The organism is Streptomyces puniciscabiei, assembly GCF_006715785.1.
Classification (GTDB): domain Bacteria; phylum Actinomycetota; class Actinomycetes; order Streptomycetales; family Streptomycetaceae; genus Streptomyces; species Streptomyces puniciscabiei.
The window spans coordinates 696,331-713,469 of record NZ_VFNX01000001.1 but is presented as its reverse complement, the minus strand read 5'-3'; the positions used below and the strand labels follow the sequence as shown (position 1 = coordinate 713,469).

At 74.3% G+C, this 17,139-nt stretch carries 13 protein-coding genes and 1 pseudogene; 9 read left to right on the top strand and 5 right to left on the bottom strand.

Annotated features, from left to right (window positions below; genetic code table 11):
- Nucleotides 1-223 precede the first annotated feature (223 nt).
- The 4 genes and pseudogenes from FB563_RS03270 to FB563_RS03255 form a co-directional block, all read left to right on the top strand.
- Nucleotides 224-1,702: a cellulose-binding domain-containing protein gene (locus FB563_RS03270; protein ID WP_055704445.1), complete on the top strand. Its 1,479-nt coding sequence runs from the start codon at nt 224-226 to the stop codon at nt 1,700-1,702.
- 296 nt (nt 1,703-1,998) lie between these two features.
- Nucleotides 1,999-3,093: a ribosome small subunit-dependent GTPase A gene (rsgA, locus tag FB563_RS03265; protein ID WP_055704446.1), complete on the top strand. Its 1,095-nt coding sequence runs from the start codon at nt 1,999-2,001 to the stop codon at nt 3,091-3,093.
- 161 nt (nt 3,094-3,254) lie between these two features.
- Nucleotides 3,255-4,670 carry a DNA-3-methyladenine glycosylase 2 family protein gene (locus tag FB563_RS03260; protein ID WP_107100522.1) on the top strand — a complete coding sequence of 472 codons (1,416 nt, stop codon included), beginning with the start codon at nt 3,255-3,257 and terminating at the stop codon, nt 4,668-4,670.
- A pseudogene (locus tag FB563_RS03255) lies at nt 4,667-5,158 on the top strand (methylated-DNA--[protein]-cysteine S-methyltransferase); the annotation flags it as partial. The gene FB563_RS03260 and the pseudogene FB563_RS03255, both read left to right, overlap by 4 nt.
- Nucleotides 5,159-5,472: 314 nt before the next feature.
- Here the strand turns inward: FB563_RS03255 and FB563_RS03250 are convergent.
- Entirely contained in the window at nt 5,473-5,865 is a 393-nt protein-coding gene (locus FB563_RS03250; RefSeq protein ID WP_055704448.1) for a PPOX class F420-dependent oxidoreductase, read from the bottom strand.
- Nucleotides 5,866-6,036: 171 nt separating this feature from the next.
- Between FB563_RS03250 and FB563_RS03245 the strand changes: the two genes are divergently transcribed.
- A complete protein-coding gene (locus tag FB563_RS03245) occupies nt 6,037-7,230 on the top strand; it encodes an SGNH/GDSL hydrolase family protein (RefSeq protein WP_055704449.1) in 1,194 nt (397 codons plus the stop codon).
- A 73-nt stretch (nt 7,231-7,303) separates the two neighbouring features.
- Here FB563_RS03245 and FB563_RS03240 read toward each other — a convergent pair whose 3' ends face one another.
- Both FB563_RS03240 and FB563_RS03235 read right to left on the bottom strand, forming a co-directional pair.
- The gene (locus FB563_RS03240) at nt 7,304-7,786 is read right to left on the bottom strand and encodes a DUF456 domain-containing protein (protein WP_055704450.1); all 483 of its coding nucleotides are present in this window, start codon (nt 7,784-7,786) and stop codon (nt 7,304-7,306) included.
- A gap of 54 nt (nt 7,787-7,840) precedes the next feature.
- On the bottom strand, nt 7,841-8,821 hold the full coding sequence (locus FB563_RS03235) for a helix-turn-helix transcriptional regulator (protein WP_055704451.1): 981 nt from the start codon (nt 8,819-8,821) through the stop codon (nt 7,841-7,843).
- Between the two features lie 837 nt (nt 8,822-9,658).
- Between FB563_RS03235 and FB563_RS03230 the strand changes: the two genes are divergently transcribed.
- The 3 genes from FB563_RS03230 to FB563_RS03220 all read left to right on the top strand — a co-directional run bounded on the left by FB563_RS03230 (nt 9,659) and on the right by FB563_RS03220 (nt 13,668).
- Complete coding sequence (locus FB563_RS03230; RefSeq protein ID WP_425281739.1) at nt 9,659-11,110, top strand: protein phosphatase 2C domain-containing protein; 1,452 nt, start codon at nt 9,659-9,661, stop codon at nt 11,108-11,110.
- Between the two features lie 27 nt (nt 11,111-11,137).
- Nucleotides 11,138-12,880 carry a pyruvate dehydrogenase gene (locus FB563_RS03225; protein WP_055710639.1) on the top strand — a complete coding sequence of 581 codons (1,743 nt, stop codon included), beginning with the start codon at nt 11,138-11,140 and terminating at the stop codon, nt 12,878-12,880.
- A gap of 302 nt (nt 12,881-13,182) precedes the next feature.
- On the top strand, nt 13,183-13,668 hold the full coding sequence (locus FB563_RS03220; protein WP_244328998.1) for an ATP-binding protein: 486 nt from the start codon (nt 13,183-13,185) through the stop codon (nt 13,666-13,668).
- A 154-nt stretch (nt 13,669-13,822) separates the two neighbouring features.
- On the opposite strand, the gene FB563_RS03215 is transcribed toward FB563_RS03220, so the two are convergent.
- On the bottom strand, nt 13,823-14,872 hold the full coding sequence (locus tag FB563_RS03215; RefSeq protein WP_055710069.1) for a DUF2637 domain-containing protein: 1,050 nt from the start codon (nt 14,870-14,872) through the stop codon (nt 13,823-13,825).
- A 403-nt stretch (nt 14,873-15,275) separates the two neighbouring features.
- On the opposite strand from FB563_RS03215, the gene FB563_RS03210 reads away from it, so the two are divergent.
- On the top strand, nt 15,276-16,055 hold the full coding sequence (locus tag FB563_RS03210) for a GntR family transcriptional regulator (protein WP_055710068.1): 780 nt from the start codon (nt 15,276-15,278) through the stop codon (nt 16,053-16,055).
- A gap of 157 nt (nt 16,056-16,212) precedes the next feature.
- Here the strand turns inward: FB563_RS03210 and FB563_RS03205 are convergent, their stop codons facing one another.
- Nucleotides 16,213-16,980: a hypothetical protein gene (locus tag FB563_RS03205; RefSeq protein WP_055706499.1), complete on the bottom strand. Its 768-nt coding sequence runs from the start codon at nt 16,978-16,980 to the stop codon at nt 16,213-16,215.
- Between the last annotated feature and the right edge of the window lie 159 nt (nt 16,981-17,139).

Here is a 17,139-nt window from a genome sequence, read left to right as displayed (position 1 = left end):
CGGCGGAAGGTTGAGCGAAACGGCGCCCGCGTCCGTACTGGAGGCCGGAGTTGTGGGATCACCCGCGTCGCGCATCCGCCCCGCCACCGTCGGTAACCGGATGTGAACAGGCCGCTTGTCAGTTGTGTCAGGGACGTGAAAGGCTCTGTGTCCTGCCGCGAGGTTCCCCGCAACTCCCTTCCCTCTGTGGTGAGTTGCCCTCGCTCGTGGATGCAGGAGTTCCATGCCCGACCTGCCGACCCCCAAGGACGCCACCGAGTCCGCGCTGTTCTCGGAGGGCTGGGACGCGGTGCTCAGTTACGCGGACCTGTGCACCTCCGGGTCCCTGACGGCCCATCAACTGGCGACCGAGGCCTTCACGCTCGGCATGCGCGAGATCCGCGCCGCCGAGAGCACCCATGTGCGCGGCGCGGGCCGCCGCACCGCCCGGCTGCCCACCATCCCGGCGCTGCTCACCGCCGTACGCGACAGCGCCGCCGCCTGGGAGGCCGACGGACAGGGCCACAGGCTCGACCCCGACCTCAGGCTGTGGCTCAACTCCGCCAAGGCCGCCCGCTACGCCGGCCCGCCGCTCCAGCGCCCGGTCGCGCTGCGCGGCCTGCGGGACATGCAGGAGGCCGACGCCTCGCTGCTGTGGCTGGCCGAGGTCGAGGCGCTGCCGCTGCCCACCGTCGCCCGCCGGCTCGGCCTGGACCCGGCCACCGTCGCCGACGAACTCGACCAGGTGCGCACCCTGTTCCGGGACCGCTGCCACCGCGCCCACCTCGACACTCCGATGGACGCGCGGTGCCGCTCCTACGCCCGCCTGCTGGACGCGGTCACCCGCTCGCCCGCCGCCGACACCCCCGATGACCTCTCCCGGCACCTCGCGACCTGTGTGCGCTGTGCCGAGGCCGCCGCGTGCCTGCGCCTGCACGGCGGTGGGCTGCCCGCCGCGCTGGCCGGCGGGGTCATCGGCTGGGGCGGCCTCGCCTACCTGGAACGCCGCCGCCGCGCCGCCGAGGTCCGCCTCGGCGCGGGCCGCCCCGCCCGTGCCGACGCCGCGGGAGATCCGGAGGAGGGCGCCGGCCGCAGCCGGGCCCTGCGCGGTGGCCTGCTCGCCGCCGCCGTGCTGCTCTCGGCGCTGGCGCTCGGCGTGTCGCTGATGCCGTTCGGCGGCTCCGGCGACGCCGGCGCCGCCGCCCGCGACGACCGGCAGCCGGTCGCCGACCCCAGCGTCTCCCGGACCACCGCCCCGCCCGGCTCGCCGTCGGCACCCGCCGGCACACCCTCTGCGACGCCGACCACGGCCCACTCCGGCCGCAGGCGGCAGTCCGACCCCGAACCCCAGGGAAGCACCTCCTCGGCGGCGCACACTCCCGACCCCGTCCGCTCCAGCGCCCCCGCGGCCGGCTGCCGGGTCGACTACCGCCTGGTCGACCAGTGGCCCAACGGCTTCCAGGCCGCCGTCACCATCACCACCGACCGGCCCCTCGACGGCTGGAGCCTGTCCTGGGCCTTTCGCGACGGCCAGCAGGTCGGCCAGATGTGGGACGCCACCGTCCACCAGAGCGGCTCCCGGGTCACCGCCACCGCCGCCGACTACAACAAGACCGTCGCCGCGCACGGCACGCTGTCCCTGGGGTTCATCGGCACCTGGCAGGGCAGAAACCGGTCACCGTACGGTTTCACGCTCAACGGGGCGGCCTGCACGGCGGGCTGAGCGCGTCGTACGGGAAACCGGCGTACGGAAAACCGTCGTAGGGCAAACCGTCGTACGGAGACGCGCCGTACGGAAAATGCTTTGACGTGACGCCCCTTGGATGGGCTACGTTTTCCGGGCACGCCGAGGTGGTGTGCGCACGAGCGAGTGGGACGAGGAGGTGTCGACCGATGGCTGTCATTGCGATGGGCGCTGCCCGCATCCAGGAATCCGTCCAGTCCACCTCCGTGGCCACCGGCTGAACCCACCGCGCGCCGAACGCGCCTGCCCGGGGCCACCCTTGTGAAGGGTCTCCCTTGACTTCCCTCTCCGCTGTGTCCTCCGCGCTGGCTCCCTACGGCTGGGACGAGGCCTGGGCCGATGCGTTCGCCCCCCACGCCGCCCACGGGCTGGTGCCCGGCCGGGTCGTCCGGGTCGACCGCGGCCAGTGCGACGTCGTCACCGCCGACGGGACCGTCCGCGCCGACACCGAGTTCGTCGTGCCCCGCGATCCGATGAAGGTCGTGTGCACGGGGGACTGGGTCGCCGTCGACCCCGACGGTGACCCCCGCTACGTCCGCGCGTATCTGCCGCGCCGCACCGCCTTCGTGCGCTCCACCTCCTCCAAGCGGTCCGACGGGCAGATCCTCGCCGCCAACGTCGACCACGCCGTGGTCGCCGTGTCGCTCGCCGTCGAGCTCGACCTCGGCCGGATCGAACGCTTCCTCGCCCTGGCCTGGGAGTCCGGCGCCCAGCCCGTCGTCGTCCTCACCAAGGCCGACCTGGTGCCGGACCCGGTCACCCTCGCGCACCTCGTGCAGGACGTGGAGACGAGCGCGCCCGGCGTGCCGGTGCTCACGGTCAGCGCCCTGCAGGGGGAGGGGCTCGACATCCTCGTCGCGCTCGTCGGCTCCGGTACGTCCGTGCTGCTCGGCCAGTCCGGCGCGGGCAAGTCCACGCTGGCCAACGCCCTCGTCGGCCGGGACGCCATGGACGTGCGGGCGGCGCGGGACGTCGACGGCAAGGGCCGGCACACCACGACCACCCGCAACCTGCTCGCCCTGCCCTCGGGCGGGGTGCTCATCGACACACCCGGGCTGCGGGGCGTCGGCCTGTACGACGCCGAGGGCGGGGTCGGCCAGGTGTTCGCCGAGATCGAGGAACTGGCTGAGCGGTGCCGTTTCCACGACTGCTCCCACGAGACCGAGCCGGACTGCGCGGTGCGCTCCGCCGTGGAGAGCGGGGAGCTTCCGCAGCGCCGGCTGGAGAGCTACCGCAAGCTGGTGCGGGAGAACCAGTGGATCGTGGCCAAGACCGATGCGCGGGTCCGTGCGGAGCTTCGGCGGGACTGGCGGAGGAAGGGAGCGGAGGGGAAGGCGGCGATGGAGTTCAAGCGCGGGCGTTGGACGTAGGCCGCGCCGCAGGGGTGCTGACCGTCCTCGGGGCGCGGGTACGACGTGGCTGGTCGCGCAGTTCCGCGCGCCCCTTCGGGGCGCTGTCCGGGCACAGCACACTGTCATGTCCGATTTCCGCCAGCCCCGCCCTCGTCCGCAGCCGCACACTGGAACACGTGATGGACGAAGACACCAGGTACGAGGCGGTGCGGAGCAGGGACGGGCGGTTCGACGGGGTGTTCTTCTTCGCCGTCGAGACCACCGGGATCTACTGCCGGCCCAGCTGCCCCGCGGTGACGCCGAAGCGGCACAACGTGCGGTTCTTCGCGACGGCCGCCGCCGCGCAGCGGGCCGGGTTCCGGGCCTGCCGGCGGTGCCGGCCGGACGCCGTGCCGGGGTCGGCGGAGTGGAACGTGCGGGCGGACGTCGTCGGGCGGGCCATGCGGCTGATCGCCGACGGCGTCGTGGACCGCGACGGCGTCGCCGGGCTCGCCGCGCGGCTCGGCTACAGCGCGCGGCAGGTCCAGCGGCAGCTCACCGCGGAACTCGGCGCCGGACCCGTGGCGCTCGCCCGGGCCCAGCGGGCGCACACCGCGCGGGTGCTGCTGCAGACCACCGAGCTGCCGGTCACCGAGATCGCGTTCGCGTCCGGGTTCGCCAGCGTGCGGCAGTTCAACGACACCGTCCGGGAGGTGTACGCCTCGACGCCGACCGAGCTGCGGGCCGCCGCCCCCGGGCCCCGGGGCGCCTCCCCGGGCCGGGGCGCCGGCCGGGCCGCTCCGGGCGCCGGGATCCCGTTGCGGCTCGCCCACCGCGGGCCCTACCAGGCCGCCGCCGTCTTCGACCAGCTCGCGGCGGAGGCGGTAACCGGTGTCGAGGAGGTTTCCGGCGCGCCGGGCGGCCGTACCTACCGGCGCACGCTGCGGCTGCCGTACGGCACCGGGATCGTCGCCGTCGAGGAGCGCACCGGGGCGCCGAGGCCCGGTACCGGCACTCGTCCGGGCGGCTGGCTCGACGCGCGGCTGCACCTCACCGACCTCCGGGACCTGACCACCGCGGTGCAGCGGCTGCGGCGCCTGTTCGACCTCGACGCCGACCCGTACGCCGTCGACGAGCGGCTCGGCGCCGACCCCCGGCTCGGCCCGCTGGTCGCCGCCCGGCCCGGGCTGCGCTCACCCGGCGCCGTGGACCCGGCGGAGGCCGCCGTCCGCGCCCTGGCCGGGAGGGAGGGCGCTCAGGAGCTGGTGCGGCGCTACGGCAAGGCGCTCGACGCGCCCTGCGGCAGCCTCACCCATCTCTTCCCCGAGCCGGCCGTCCTCGCCGAGGCCGAGCCGCACGGGACGCTGGGTGCGCTGACCGCCGCCCTCGCCGACGGGACCGTTCGGCTGGACCCGGGGGCCGACCGGGACGACGCGCAGGCAGCGCTGCTCGCCCTGCCCGGGATGGACCCGGCCACCGTCGCCGCCGTACGCGTGCGCGCCCTCGGCGATCCGGACGTCGCCCCGCCCGGCGCGCAGGTGCCGGACGACTGGCGGCCCTGGCGCTCGTACGCCGTCCGGCATCTGCGAGCAACAGGGGAGTGGAACGACCGATGACAACCGTTTACTGGACCGAACTCGACGCTCCCGTGGGCCGGTTGCTGCTCACCGCCGACGCGGACGGGGCGCTCACCTCGCTGTCCGTGCCCGGGCAGAAGGGCGGGCTGAGCCTCCAGGGCGTGCAGGACGCCTGGCGGCACGATTCCGAGCCGTTCCGGGCCGCCGCGGACCAGCTCGCCGCCTACTTCGCCGGTGAGCTCAAGGAATTCCGGCTGGTGTCGAGCCCTCGGGGCACCGAGTTCCGGCAGCGCGTGTGGGCCGCGCTGGACGAGGTGCCGTACGGCGCCACCGTCACCTACGGAGAGATCGCCGCGCGGATCGGCGCCTCCCGCGCGGCGGTGCGCGCCGTCGGCGGGGCGATCGGCGCCAACCCCCTGCTGATCGTGCGCCCGTGCCACCGGGTCATCGGCGCGGACGGATCGATGACCGGGTATGCCGGCGGTGTCGAACGGAAGGTGTGGCTGCTGACCCTGGAGGGCGCGCTCACCGGCCAGGCACCCGCCACCGCCCGGGCGGACTCCGGTGGGGGCCGGGCGCCATTCGGCGTCGCGTCGGCCCACCAGGACGCTGGTACCGAGCCTCGGCCGATACGCGGGGCAGACCGACAGCCTCCGGCCACGGGCCCCGGATCGACCACGCGGAGCGGACCAACCGGCTGATGCCGGACCTCAGGAACTCCGCCGAGCACGGCCCGCCCACGCCACGCCAGGTCCTGTCGTCGAGCTCCCGCCGTCCGCCCGGAGGACGGGCCTCGCGCCCGCCGCGACGGGGGAGGGAGTCAGACTTCAGGTCAATACACCTAGCTCTTGTCGGTACCCGGCCGCTCCTCCTCCAGGCCCCAGCTGTGCACCCGGTGGGGATGGATGCGGATCAGCTCCTCGCTGAAGTGCGGGCCCAAGTCGTGCGGGCCGACGAGGAGTTCGGCCTCGCCGCGGATGTCGACGCCGCGCACCCGCCAGGGCTGTACGCTCGCGATGTCGTCCACGACCAGGGCCACCTTCGGGTTGTGCCGGAGATTGCGCCACTTCTTCGTCGTCCCCATCGCGTAGCCGCCGATCAGGATCGTGCCGTCGTCCTGGACGTGGAAGCCCACGGGGTTCGCCTGCGGCCGGCCGTGCGGGTCGACGGTGGCCATGCGGCCCAGCCGCTGCGACGCCAGATACGCCCGCTCCGCCTCGCTGAATTCGGTCATGACGGCAGCCAAGCACGCCGAGCCGCCCCGCACATCGGCTTCGCGCCCTAGGCCCGCCGTCCTACGCCGGGTTGCGCCGAGCGGGTGGACCGCCGTCGCGGGTGCGCCGGCCGGGCCCGGCCGTGTGGCACGGTCTGGTCCGACGGGCAACGGGGAAGGGCGGGTGCGGAGATGGCCGGGGCCGGGCGGATCCTGACGGTGCTGGTGCTGGCGATGCTGCCGGGCACGATGGCGCCCGCCGTGGCGGAGCCGGCACCGCCGGGGCCGGCCTGGACGGGGAGCTGGGAGACCGCGCCGTCGGGATCCGCTTCCGCACTGCCCGGCGCCGCGATCCGCAACGTCGTCCACCTCAGCGTCGGCGGTACGGCCGTGCGCATCCGGCTCGGCAACCGTTTCGGCACCGCGCCCCTGCGGCTCGGCGCGGTCACCGTCGCACTGCGCCGGGGGGCCGGCCCGGACGCGCTGCCCGGCACGGTGCGCACCGCCACCTTCCACGGCGCCCCGACGGTCACCGTCCCACCCGGTCGGGACGCGGTCACCGACCCGGTGCCGCTGCGCGTCCCGGCCGCCGCCGATCTCCTCGTCACCGTGTACACCCCCGACGACAGCGGACCCGCCACCGACCACCAGACCGCCCTGCAGACCAGCTACGTCGCCCCGGAGGGTGCGGGCCGGGCCGCCGACGAGGACGGCGGCGCCTACACCGGCATCGTCAGCCGCTGGTACTACGTCACCGGCGTCGACGTCCTCGGTACCACCGCGGGCAGTATCGTCGCGTTCGGCGACTCCCTCACCGACGGAAACGGTTCCACCCCCGACACCAACCACCGCTGGCCCGACCGGCTCGCCGAACAGCTCCGCGCCTACCGGCTGGGCGTCCTCAACGCCGGAATCTCCGGTAACCGTTTGCTCCGCGACGGCACCGGACCGAGCGCCCTCGCCCGCCTGGACGCCGACGCCCTGGACCGGGCCGGGGTACGGGTCCTGGTCGTCCTGGAGGGCATCAACGACATCAAGGGCACACCGGCGGCGGACGACGTCACCGCCTACGCCGACGCCTACCGCACCCTCGTCGCCCGCGCCCACGCCCGGGGCATCCGGGTCGTCGGTGTCACCCTCACCCCGTACCGGGGCTTTCCCGCCTACACGGACGTCCGTGAGGCGGTACGGCAGCGGGTGAACGCCTTCATCCGCACTGCCGGCATCTTCGACGCGGTCGCCGACGCCGACGCCGCCCTCCGCGACCCGACCGACCCCACCCGCCTCCTCCCCGCCTACGACCCCGGGGACCACCTGCACTTCAACGACACCGGAATGGCGGCAGTGGCAGAGACGGTGCGCGACGCCCTCGGCAGGGTGCGCTGACGGGGGGTGAGCGGCGGGGTGTGTGACGGGGCGTGCCTGCCACTTTCTCCGGCTCCGCTCCGTGAGGCGATGCTCACCCCCACAGCACCGCTCCCAGCCACGCCCCCGCGATCAGCAGGCAGGCGAACAGTTCCGCCAGGACGCTGGAGCCGCCCGAGCGCATCGTGGTCCGGAGGGCGGCCATCGCCTCGCCGTGCCGGCCCAGGCGCAGGCGCTCGTGGAGGTAGATGCCGGCCACGAAGCCCGGCAGGGCGCCCAGCACCGGCAGCAGTACGAAGCCGAGGAACGCCCCGGCGCCCGCGTACAGCCGCATCCGCGGGGTGGCGCCGCTCTCACGGAGCCGGCGCGGGGGGAGCGCCGAGCGGAGCGCCAGCGACAGCAGCAGTACCGCGCCGGCCCCCACCAGGACGGCCCAGGCCAGCGGCTGCGGATCCGTCAGCGCCCACCACAGCACCGCGGCCCACACCAGCCACGATCCCGGCACCCCGGGCACCAGCACTCCGCACAGGCCGAGCGTGACGACCACCCCGACCAGCAGGAGCTGCCACACTCCCATCTGCCCAGAGTGCCGGAGAAGGCGGGCGGGCGCCGGGCGGGCCGGAGCCGCGGCCTACGAGCGCGCGACCCAGCCCCGTTCGTACGCGTGCCAGCCCAGCTGCAGCCGGGTCGACACCCCGGCCAGCTCCATCAGCCGCCGCACCCGGCGCTGCACGGTCCTGAGTCCCAGGTCGAGCTGCTTGGCCACGCTCGCGTCGGTCAGCCCGGCCAGCAGCAGCGACAGCACCTCCAGGTCGGTGGCGTCCGGGCCGGCGGATTCGTCCTCCACCACCCCCGACGCCCCCAGCCGCAGCGGCAGCGCCTCCCGCCACACCGACTCGAACAGCCCGGCCAGCAGTTCCAGCAGCCCGCCGGCGTGCACCACCAGCGCGGCCGGCTCCGCCGTGCGCGAGGTCAGCGGCACCATCGCGAGCGCACGGTCGGCGATCACCAGCTTCGTCGGCACCCGGTCCACCGCCCGCACCCGCTCGTCCCGGGCGAGCGCGGCCGTCAACTCGGTCATTCCGTGCGGCAGTTCCAGCACCGCGCGCTCCACCACCACCCGGTAGCGCACCCCCCGCCCGGCCGCCTGTGCCTCCGCCTCGTTCTCCAGCCCGGACACGACCACCGGATTGCCGGTCACCAGAGCGCACACCTCCTCGGCCGCCCCCAGCTGCAGCTGCAGAAAGCGCTGGGCCACCGCCGAGGCACCGGTCACCACCTCCACCAGGTCGTGCACCGCGGGCTCGGCCGCCGTCGCCCGGTACTCCTCCGCGAGCAGCGCCGCCGCCAGTTCCGCCTTCTCCAGCTCGTGTCGCTGCTGGGTGAGCAGCGCGCCCAGCGCCACCCCGGGCGGGGCCGCCACCCAGCGGCCCGGCCGCGCCGGGGACTGGGCGGCGAGCCCCTGCCGTTCCAGTCGGCGCAGCGTGCGCTCGGCGTCCGGCTCGGACAGCCGCAGGCGCCGCGCCAGATCGGTCACCTCGGCCGCACCCACGGACACCAGCGCCCGGTACGCCGCCTCGTGCCTGTCGTCCAGCCCGATCGCCGCCAGCATCGGCCCACGCCCCTCCCCTGGAACGGACCCGGACTCCAGGCCCGAGAACACGACGACGGGCCCGGCCTGGCGGAAACCGGCCACGGCGCAAACCCGCCGCGGAACATCATCGCCGTACCGGAGGCGAGTCTGCCAAGGTGGCAGCACCGCGGGACACGGGCCGTGCGCTCGATTCACAGCCCGGTCCCAGGAAACCAAGCCACCATCCGGCCATCCGACCGGTGCCCTGTCATGACCGGTCGTCAGGTTCGTGGCCCGGGCCCGGACGTGTGCGAGCCACGCGAAGGGGATCCGGGGCCGGGCCACTTGGGACGTCGTCGGGCGGTCCTCCCCTGGGGGGTGGGGCCGCCCCGCGGCCATCCGTCCCCTCCCGTACGGCTGTTCACTCCCTCACCCGACACGCTCTTCGACACGGCCGGGTGCGCCGGATTTTCCCGATGCTCCGTTTTCATGCGGCCCGTGCGGTGGACAATTAGGGGCATGAGCCAGCAGGGGGGAAGGCCCGCCCGTCCTGAGGACGAGTGGTGGGGACAGCTGTACGACGACTCCACCGAGGACACGGGCCCCACGTCCGCGCCCGATTCCCTGGACGACCGCTTCGCCTCCGCGAAACACACGGTGACGGGCCGGCCGGTCCCGGCACCGGCGAGTGACCGGGCGCGGGGCAGCCGGGACGGCGATGGCGGCGCGCGGAGAGCCGACACGGGCTCGGCACGGGGGAGCGGGGCCGTCCTCGGTGCCGGAGGCGCCGGCGGAACGGAGTGGCGGGGCGCCGCGGTGCCGACGCAACGCGCGGCACAGGACCCGCCCTCCGCGCCGCCGGTCCTCTCGCCGCCGGTGACGCCGGCCGCTCAGCCTCCGGCTCCCGACGGGGCGCCCGGCACGCCGCCTGGGCCACGGTCCCCCTGGGAGCCCCCGTCGTCCCTTCCCTCGGCCGACAGGCCCCCCGAACCGTCCACGACACCGCCGGAATCCACCGCCCCGCCCTCGCCCGCCGGTCCCTCTTCGCCCACCCCACCCACCGGACCACCCACCAGCGGCCCCCCACAGGATCCGCCCACACCCGCCTCACCCCGCCGACTGCAGGACCCGCCCGCGCCCGGCTCGCCCGGACGGCGGGAGGACCCACCCGCCCCTGCCTTCTCCCGTCCGCCGCTGGGCCCCTCCGCGTCGGCCTCCCCCGGGGAGCCGCAGGACTCTCCCGGGCCGGAGACGTCGCCGGTGGCGGTCCCCGACCCGCGCGACCTGCCCGCACCCGCCACCGCCGGCTCAGCTCCGGCCCCCGCGCCCTCCGTGTCCCCCTCACCCCCGCCCCCCTCCGCCGTCGACTACGTCGGTTCCGGTCCGCCCACCTATGACCCGGAGCCGACCGCGCTCCCGGCCGCCGATCCGGACGGGCTGGGGGAGTTGGTCGCGGACACGGTGCTGGACGGGGCCCGGTACGGTGCGTGCACGCTGCGGGCGGTGTCGATGCGCGGGGACTCGGCGCGGTACCGGGGCGAGCCGCGCAGGGACTCACTGCTCACCGCCCGGTTCGGGACGGGGCGACAGGCGCTGGTGCTCGTCGCGATGGCGACCGGAGCGCGGGGCGCCCCGGGCGCGCACCTGGCGGCGGCGGAGGCGTGCCGGTGGATCGGGCGGGCCGTGGGCCGCAGTCATCACCGGCTCGTGGAGGACATCCGGGCGGCCCGGCGCGGCGACCTGAAGTCGGGGCTGCACCGGCTGACCGACCGCAGCCTCGGCAAGCTCCGCGCGAGCGCCGTCGAACAGGGCGTCGACCCGGAGGAGTTCACGGCGAGCCTGCGCTGTCTGCTGCTGCCCGCCGACCCCGACTGCCGTACGCGCGTGTTCTTCGGCGTCGGCGACGGCGGCCTGTTCCGGCTGCGGGACGGCGCGTGGCAGGACATCGAGCCGAAGGTCACACCCGAGGACGCCACCGGCGCGCCCGTGGTCGGCTTCGGCTCGCCCCCGGCCCAGACCGCCGAGGGCGACCGGCTCACCATGGACTTCGGCATCCCGACCCCGCCGAGCCCCTACGAGCCGGCCCCGGAGCCGCCCCGCGAGCCGTTCCGGTTCCGCACCTCGGTAGCCCGCCCGGGTGATGCCCTGGTGATGTGCACCGCCGGCCTGGCCGATCCGCTGCGCGGCGAGGCCGCCCTCTGCGCCTACCTGGCCCGCCGCTGGTCCGGCCGTACCCCGCCCGGGCTCGCCGCGTTCCTCGCCGACGCCCAGGTGCGGGTGAAGGGCTACGCCGACGACCGTACGGCGGCGGCCGTGTGGGAGGCGTAACCGTTTCCCCTGTGCATCCATGGGTGCATGGCCAAACAGAACGTAGCCGAGCAGTTCGTCGACATCCTCGTCCGCGCCGGTGTGCGCCGCCTCTACGGCGTGGTCGGGGACAGCCTCAACCCGGTGGTGGACGCGGTCCGCCGCAACGCCGCCATCGACTGGATCCACGTGCGCCACGAGGAGACCGCCGCCTTCGCGGCCGGCGCCGAGGCGCAGATCACCGGCAAGCTGGCGGCCTGCGCCGGCTCCTGCGGTCCGGGCAACCTGCACCTGATCAACGGCCTGTACGACGCGCACCGCTCCATGGCCCCGGTGCTCGCGCTGGCCTCGCACATCCCGTCGAGCGAGATCGGCCTCGGCTACTTCCAGGAGACCCACCCCGACCGGCTCTTCCAGGAGTGCAGCCACTACAGCGAGCTGATCTCCAGCCCGAAGCAGATGCCCCGGCTGCTGCAGACCGCCATCCAGCACGCGGTCGGGCAGAGCGGTGTCAGCGTGGTCGCGCTGCCCGGTGACATCGCCGCCCAGCCTGCCCCGGAGAAGGCCGCGCAGAGCGCCCTGGTCACCTCCCGGCCGACGGTCCGGCCCGGCGACGCCGAGATCGACGCGCTCGTCGGGATGATCGACGCGGCGGACCGGGTAACCCTTTTCTGCGGCAGCGGCACGGCGGGCGCGCACGCGGAGGTCATGGAGTTCGCCGGGAAGATCAAGTCTCCGGTGGGGCACGCGCTGCGCGGCAAGGAATTCATCCAGTACGACAACCCCTACGACGTCGGCATGAGCGGACTGCTCGGCTACGGCGCCGCCTACGAGGCCACCCACGAGTGCGACCTGCTGATCCTGCTCGGCACCGACTTCCCCTACAACGCCTTCCTCCCCGACGACGTGCGGATCGCCCAGGTCGACGTGCGGCCCGAGGTGCTCGGCCGCCGCTCCCGCCTCGACCTCGCCGTGTGGGGCGACGTACGCGAGACCCTGCGCTGTCTCACCCCGCGGGTGAAGGAGAAGACCAGCCGGCGCTTCCTCGACCGGATGCTGAAGAAACACGCCGACGCGCTCGAGGGCGTGGTCAAGGCGTACACCCGCAAGGTCGACAAGCACGTCCCGATCCACCCCGAGTACGTGGCCGCCGTCCTGGACGAAGTCGCCGACGACGACGCGGTGTTCACCGTCGACACCGGCATGTGCAACGTATGGGCCGCGCGGTACGTCTCGCCCAACGGACGGCGCAGGATCATCGGTTCCTTCTCGCACGGGTCGATGGCGAACGCGCTGCCCATGGCGATCGGCGCCCAGTTCACCGACCGGCGCCGGCAGGTGGTGTCGATGTCCGGCGACGGCGGGTTCACCATGCTGATGGGTGACTTCCTGACGCTCGTGCAGTACGACCTGCCCGTCAAGGTCGTGCTGTTCAACAACTCCTCCCTCGGCATGGTCGAGCTGGAGATGCTGGTCTCCGGGCTGCCCTCCTACGGCACCGCCAACACCAACCCCGACTTCGCCGCCGTCGCCCGCGCCTGTGGGGTCCATGGGATCCGCGTGGAGAAGCCCAAGCAGCTCGCCGGCGCGCTCAAGGACGCCTTCAAGCACAAGGGACCGGCCCTGGTGGACGTCGTCACCGACCCCAACGCCCTGTCCATCCCGCCGAAGATCAGCGCCGAGATGGTCACCGGCTTCGCGCTGTCCGCCTCCAGGATCGTGCTGGACGGCGGCGTCGGCCGCATGCTCCAGATGGCCCGCTCCAACCTCCGCAACGTGCCGCGCCCTTGAGGAAACCCGCGTCCGGGGAGCGGATTTCGGCCAGTTTCACGGCGTGTGACGGCGTGCCGACGGCCGGTGCCGCGTGCATCTGCCCTGCCGTCCCGGGGCATCCGTGGCGCCCAGGGCCCCGCGGGGAGCCGGCCGGCCGGGTGCGGCACGGTCCGGTGGCCGGCCCGGACGCCGTACGGCCGTGGCCGAACCGCCGGTCTTCGGGCGTGCGTGATGACTGCCTGTGTGCGTGCTGGGCAAGCATCCCCCGTGAACGTGTTCGACCAGGAGGGGCAGGGTCCAGCGGCGTGCGGGCGGGGGTCATGAAGAGGCAGGCACGAGGGGGCGGTCCCGCGGTCGTCGGGGGCTCCTCGGCGACGACGGGGGAGACGGCGGGGGAAGAGCCCGGCACCATCACGGAACACGCGCACCGGCTCCGGCGCAGGCTGGGGCGGGCGGATCTCAGGGCGGTGCCCGAGGCTCGCCGGGAGCTGCGCGAACTGCTGCGGCACTGGGGCAAGCCGGGCCGCTCGGAGATCGCCGAACTGCTCACCAGCGAACTGGTCACCAACGCGCTCGTCCACACCGACGACGACGCGGTCCTCACGGCGGTCGTGGAGCCGGGCGGACTGCGCGTGGAGGTTCGGGACTTCCTGGCCCGCAGACCCGAGCTGAGAGGCCCGGACTGGGACGACGACACCCATGGGCGGGGCCTGGTGCTGGTGCAGTCCCTCGCGGACGCCTGGGGCGTGCGGCCGCACGGGGTGGGCAAGTCGGTGTGGTTCGAACTGGGCGCCGAGGCCGCGTGACGCTCCGCGGGGGCGGGGGCGGGGGCGTCGGGTGCGGGTGCGTGGTGACTGTCCACAGCTGCGTCGGTCTGCTCGCGGCTGGAGCCGCTGGTCGCCGAAAACGGCCGGGGCGTGACCCGCCTGGTCACGCCCCGGCACGTCGTGAGCGGCGGTCCTAGCCGAACTGCTGTTCCAGGTCCTTCAGCTTGCGCTCCAGGGAGTCCAGGCGCGGCAGGGCCATGGTGTCGTCCTCGGCGGTGAGGTCGACGGTCACCTGCTCAGCGGACCCGCTGCGGACGGGCTGCAGGGAGGGTCGGGCGCGTACGGGCAGCTGTTCCGCGGTCGATATGGCAGGCTCCGCGGTCGCCTGGGCGGGGCCGCGTTCCACGGCCTGCACCTCCACCTCGACCTGCCGTCCGCCCCGGCTGACGAAGCCGCGGTGGCCCCGGCTGATGGCCTTCAGCTGGGCGCGCTCGATGCGCTGCTGCTCGCGCCGGCGCTGCCGGGCCTGCTCCTTCTGCCGGTTGTCCTCGCGGACCTCCTCGACCGCCTCGTCCAGGCTCCGCACGCCTTCCAGGAGCATCAGCGACCAGGCCCGGTAGGTCTCGCGGGGGGCGCGCAGCCAGCGCACGATGCGGATCTGCGGCAGTGGCCGCGGCACCAGGCCCTGCTCGCGCAGCGCGGCCCGACGGGTCTGCTTCAGCGCCCGGTCGAACAGGACGGCCGCCGACAGCGACATACCGGAGAAGAACTGCGGCGCTCCCGCGTGACCCGCGCCCCGGGGCGCGTGCACCCAGTTGAACCAGGCCGCCGCCGCGGCGAACAGCCACACGAGGATCCGGGAGCCGAGGGCCGCGTCACCGTGGCTGGCCTCGCGCACCGCGAGGACGGAGCAGAACATCGCCGCGCCGTCCAGGCCGAACGGCACGAGGTACTGCCAGCCGTCGGTCAGCCCGAGGTTCTGTTCGCCGAAGCCGACGAGGCCGTGGAAGGAGAGGGCGGCGGCGACCGCCGCACAGCAGAACAGGAGCACGTAGGAGGCGGTGCCGTAGATGGCCTCCTTGCGTCTGCGGCGCTCCTCGCTGCGCTCCCACGAGTCGTCCGCGCTCGCGTTCTCCCCGGAGGAGCGCTTGCCGCGCGCGAGCACCGCCACCGCCGCCAGCATTCCCAGGAGCAGTACGCCGCCCGGAAGCAGCCAGTTCAGCGATATGTCGGTCAGTCTCATCAGGGGTCCCTTGCATTGGGATAGGGCGTAACGCCCGCCATAGTGGCCCACTCCCGACGGCCCTCAGGGGGTTTCGGGGCAAGAGGCCGCCAAGGAAGTGCAAGGGGATGCCCAGGACGGCGTTCTGCTCGAACTGCCGCTTGAGGGGCGGGAGTTGAGTTCGAATAAGACTACCTGTACCGGTGGTTCCACGGAAAGTTCCCGTGGTCCGTGAGGAAGCTGTGAACGGGGATGATCGTAGTGGACGCGAAGCCGCGCTCGGTCCTGGTCAAATGAGGTAAACCTACCCTTATATGATCTTCGGGGAATTTGCACGGCCGACTCCGGCGCCTATGGTGCTTGACGGACCAGTGACAACCCACCGTTAATGACCCAAGTGCCGACAAGCCGCCAGGAGGGACCCGTGAAGCAGAGCACGCAGGGCTCCGTCGGCGCCCGGGTGCCCGCGCAGCCGCGCGCCGCGGACGTCCCCGACGGCTTCCGCGAGCGGGACACCGCCGTGCCCGCCGCGCGGGGCGAGCACACGCACAGTGAGCGGCCGATTCCCGAGCCGCGGCCGGCCGTGCAGCGCTCCTCGGTGCGCGGGCAGATTCTGGACGCGCTGCGCACGGCGCTGGTGACCGGCGAGCTGAAGCCGGGCGAGGTCTACTCGGCGCCGGTGCTCGGTGAGCGGTTCGGTGTCTCCGCCACGCCCGTGCGGGAGGCCATGCAGCAGCTCGCCCTGGAGGGCGCCGTCGAGGTCGTGCCCAACCGTGGGTTCCGGGTGGTCGAGCGGGGGGCGCGGGAACTGGCCGAGCTGGCGGAGGTGCGGGCGCTCATCGAGGTGCCGGTGCTGCTGCGGCTCGCCGGGACCGTGCCGGGTGAGCGGTGGGCCGCACTGCGTCCGCTCGCGGAGGCGACGGTGCGCGCGGCGGCCGCCGGGTGCCCGGCGACGTACGCCGAGTCCGACCGCGCCTTCCACCGCGCCCTGCTCGCCCTGTCGGGCAACGAGCAGCTGGTCGCCGTCGCGGCCGATCTCCATCGCCGGTCCCAGTGGCCACCGGTCCGGCGGGGCCGGGCGTACCTGGTCGCGGACGCGGCCCAGCACATGGCTCTGCTGGACGCGTTGATCGCAGGGGACGTGGCTGTGGTGCGGAAGTTGGTGTCCGAGCACTTCGCGTCCGCGGGCTCAGCGGTCGGGTGAGCGCCGTGGGGCCGCGGGCCGTCTCCCGGGTGCGGGTCCGCCGTGGCTGGTCGCGCCCACGCGGCGGTAGCCGCATGTCCGACACAGACCCGCGCCCCCTTCGCGCCCGCACCCGGCGACAAGACCGTACCCACCCGCCCCTGCGCCGCTCCCGCCCCTAAGCCGTGGCCACACCCGGCGCCGGTGGGGACAACTGCCGTGCCAGCCACGTCGGTACGCCCCCGAGCAGCCGGAACAGCCTCCGCGCCTCCTCCCGCAACCGCGAGGCCTCCGGCTCGGACTCCGCGTCGGCCAGGGAGGCCAGCGCGGGCGCCGTACCCACCAGATAACCCAACTCCTCCCGGATCCGCAGGGATTCCGTGAACCCGTGCCGCGCCTCGGCCAACTCCCCGTCCCGCAGGGCGAGTCCGGCGAGATGCCGCCAGGTGAAGGACAGCAGCAGCGGGTCGGCGTGGGCCGCGGCTCCCGCGTGCGCCCGGCGGTATGCCGCGCGCGCCGCCTGCGGGGCCCGGGTCAGATTCTCCGCGATCAGTCCCCGGCGGAAGTCGAGCAGGGCCCGGCCGGGCGCCGCCGGCGGGATCAGCGCCGCCGCGCGCCCCAGCGCGGCCCGCGCCTCGTCCGCGCGGTCCCGGACGCCGTGCAGCGTTGCCGTGTAGGCGAGTTGGCCGCGCTCGCAGGCGGCGGCCCCCCGCTCCTCGTCGGTGTGCGCGAGCGCCTCCGCCGTCCGCAGGGCGTCCTCCGCCTCCTGCCAGCCGCGCTCGGTGTACAGACACCGTTCGACCAGCAGCGCCGCCCGCTGCAGCGCCGCGGCGGCGGTGTCCCGTGGCAGCAGGGCCGCCGCGTCCGCCCAGCAGGCCCGCGAGCGCAACCGCCATACCGCGGTCTGGAGCGGATCGTCACCGGCGGTCGTTCCGTTACCAGACATGGCGGGATGCGCCACGTTGCCCTCCCCGAGCACGCCATCGAGCTGTTGAGTGGTGGCGGCATTCCAGCACCAATCGGCGGGCCGGGCCAAGAGGGTGGGTGAAAGATTTCACAAAGTCGTGGGGCGCGCGCGTGACCGGGTCCGGCCGCCGCACGCCCC

Coding starts and splice junctions, on each gene's coding strand:
- FB563_RS03235 (WP_055704451.1), bottom strand. CDS start 8,821: ATGCTGGCGGCGATCGGGCTGGACGACAGGCACGAGGCGGCGTACCGG.
- FB563_RS03250 (WP_055704448.1), bottom strand. CDS start 5,865: ATGACCGAATTCAGCGAGGCGGAGCGGGCGTATCTGGCGTCGCAGCGG.
- FB563_RS03245 (WP_055704449.1), top strand. CDS start 6,037: ATGGCCGGGGCCGGGCGGATCCTGACGGTGCTGGTGCTGGCGATGCTG.
- FB563_RS03270 (WP_055704445.1), top strand. CDS start 224: ATGCCCGACCTGCCGACCCCCAAGGACGCCACCGAGTCCGCGCTGTTC.
- FB563_RS03240 (WP_055704450.1), bottom strand. CDS start 7,786: ATGGGAGTGTGGCAGCTCCTGCTGGTCGGGGTGGTCGTCACGCTCGGC.
- FB563_RS03220 (WP_244328998.1), top strand. CDS start 13,183: ATGAAGAGGCAGGCACGAGGGGGCGGTCCCGCGGTCGTCGGGGGCTCC.
- FB563_RS03205 (WP_055706499.1), bottom strand. CDS start 16,980: ATGTCTGGTAACGGAACGACCGCCGGTGACGATCCGCTCCAGACCGCG.
- FB563_RS03260 (WP_107100522.1), top strand. CDS start 3,255: ATGGACGAAGACACCAGGTACGAGGCGGTGCGGAGCAGGGACGGGCGG.
- FB563_RS03215 (WP_055710069.1), bottom strand. CDS start 14,872: ATGAGACTGACCGACATATCGCTGAACTGGCTGCTTCCGGGCGGCGTA.
- FB563_RS03225 (WP_055710639.1), top strand. CDS start 11,138: ATGGCCAAACAGAACGTAGCCGAGCAGTTCGTCGACATCCTCGTCCGC.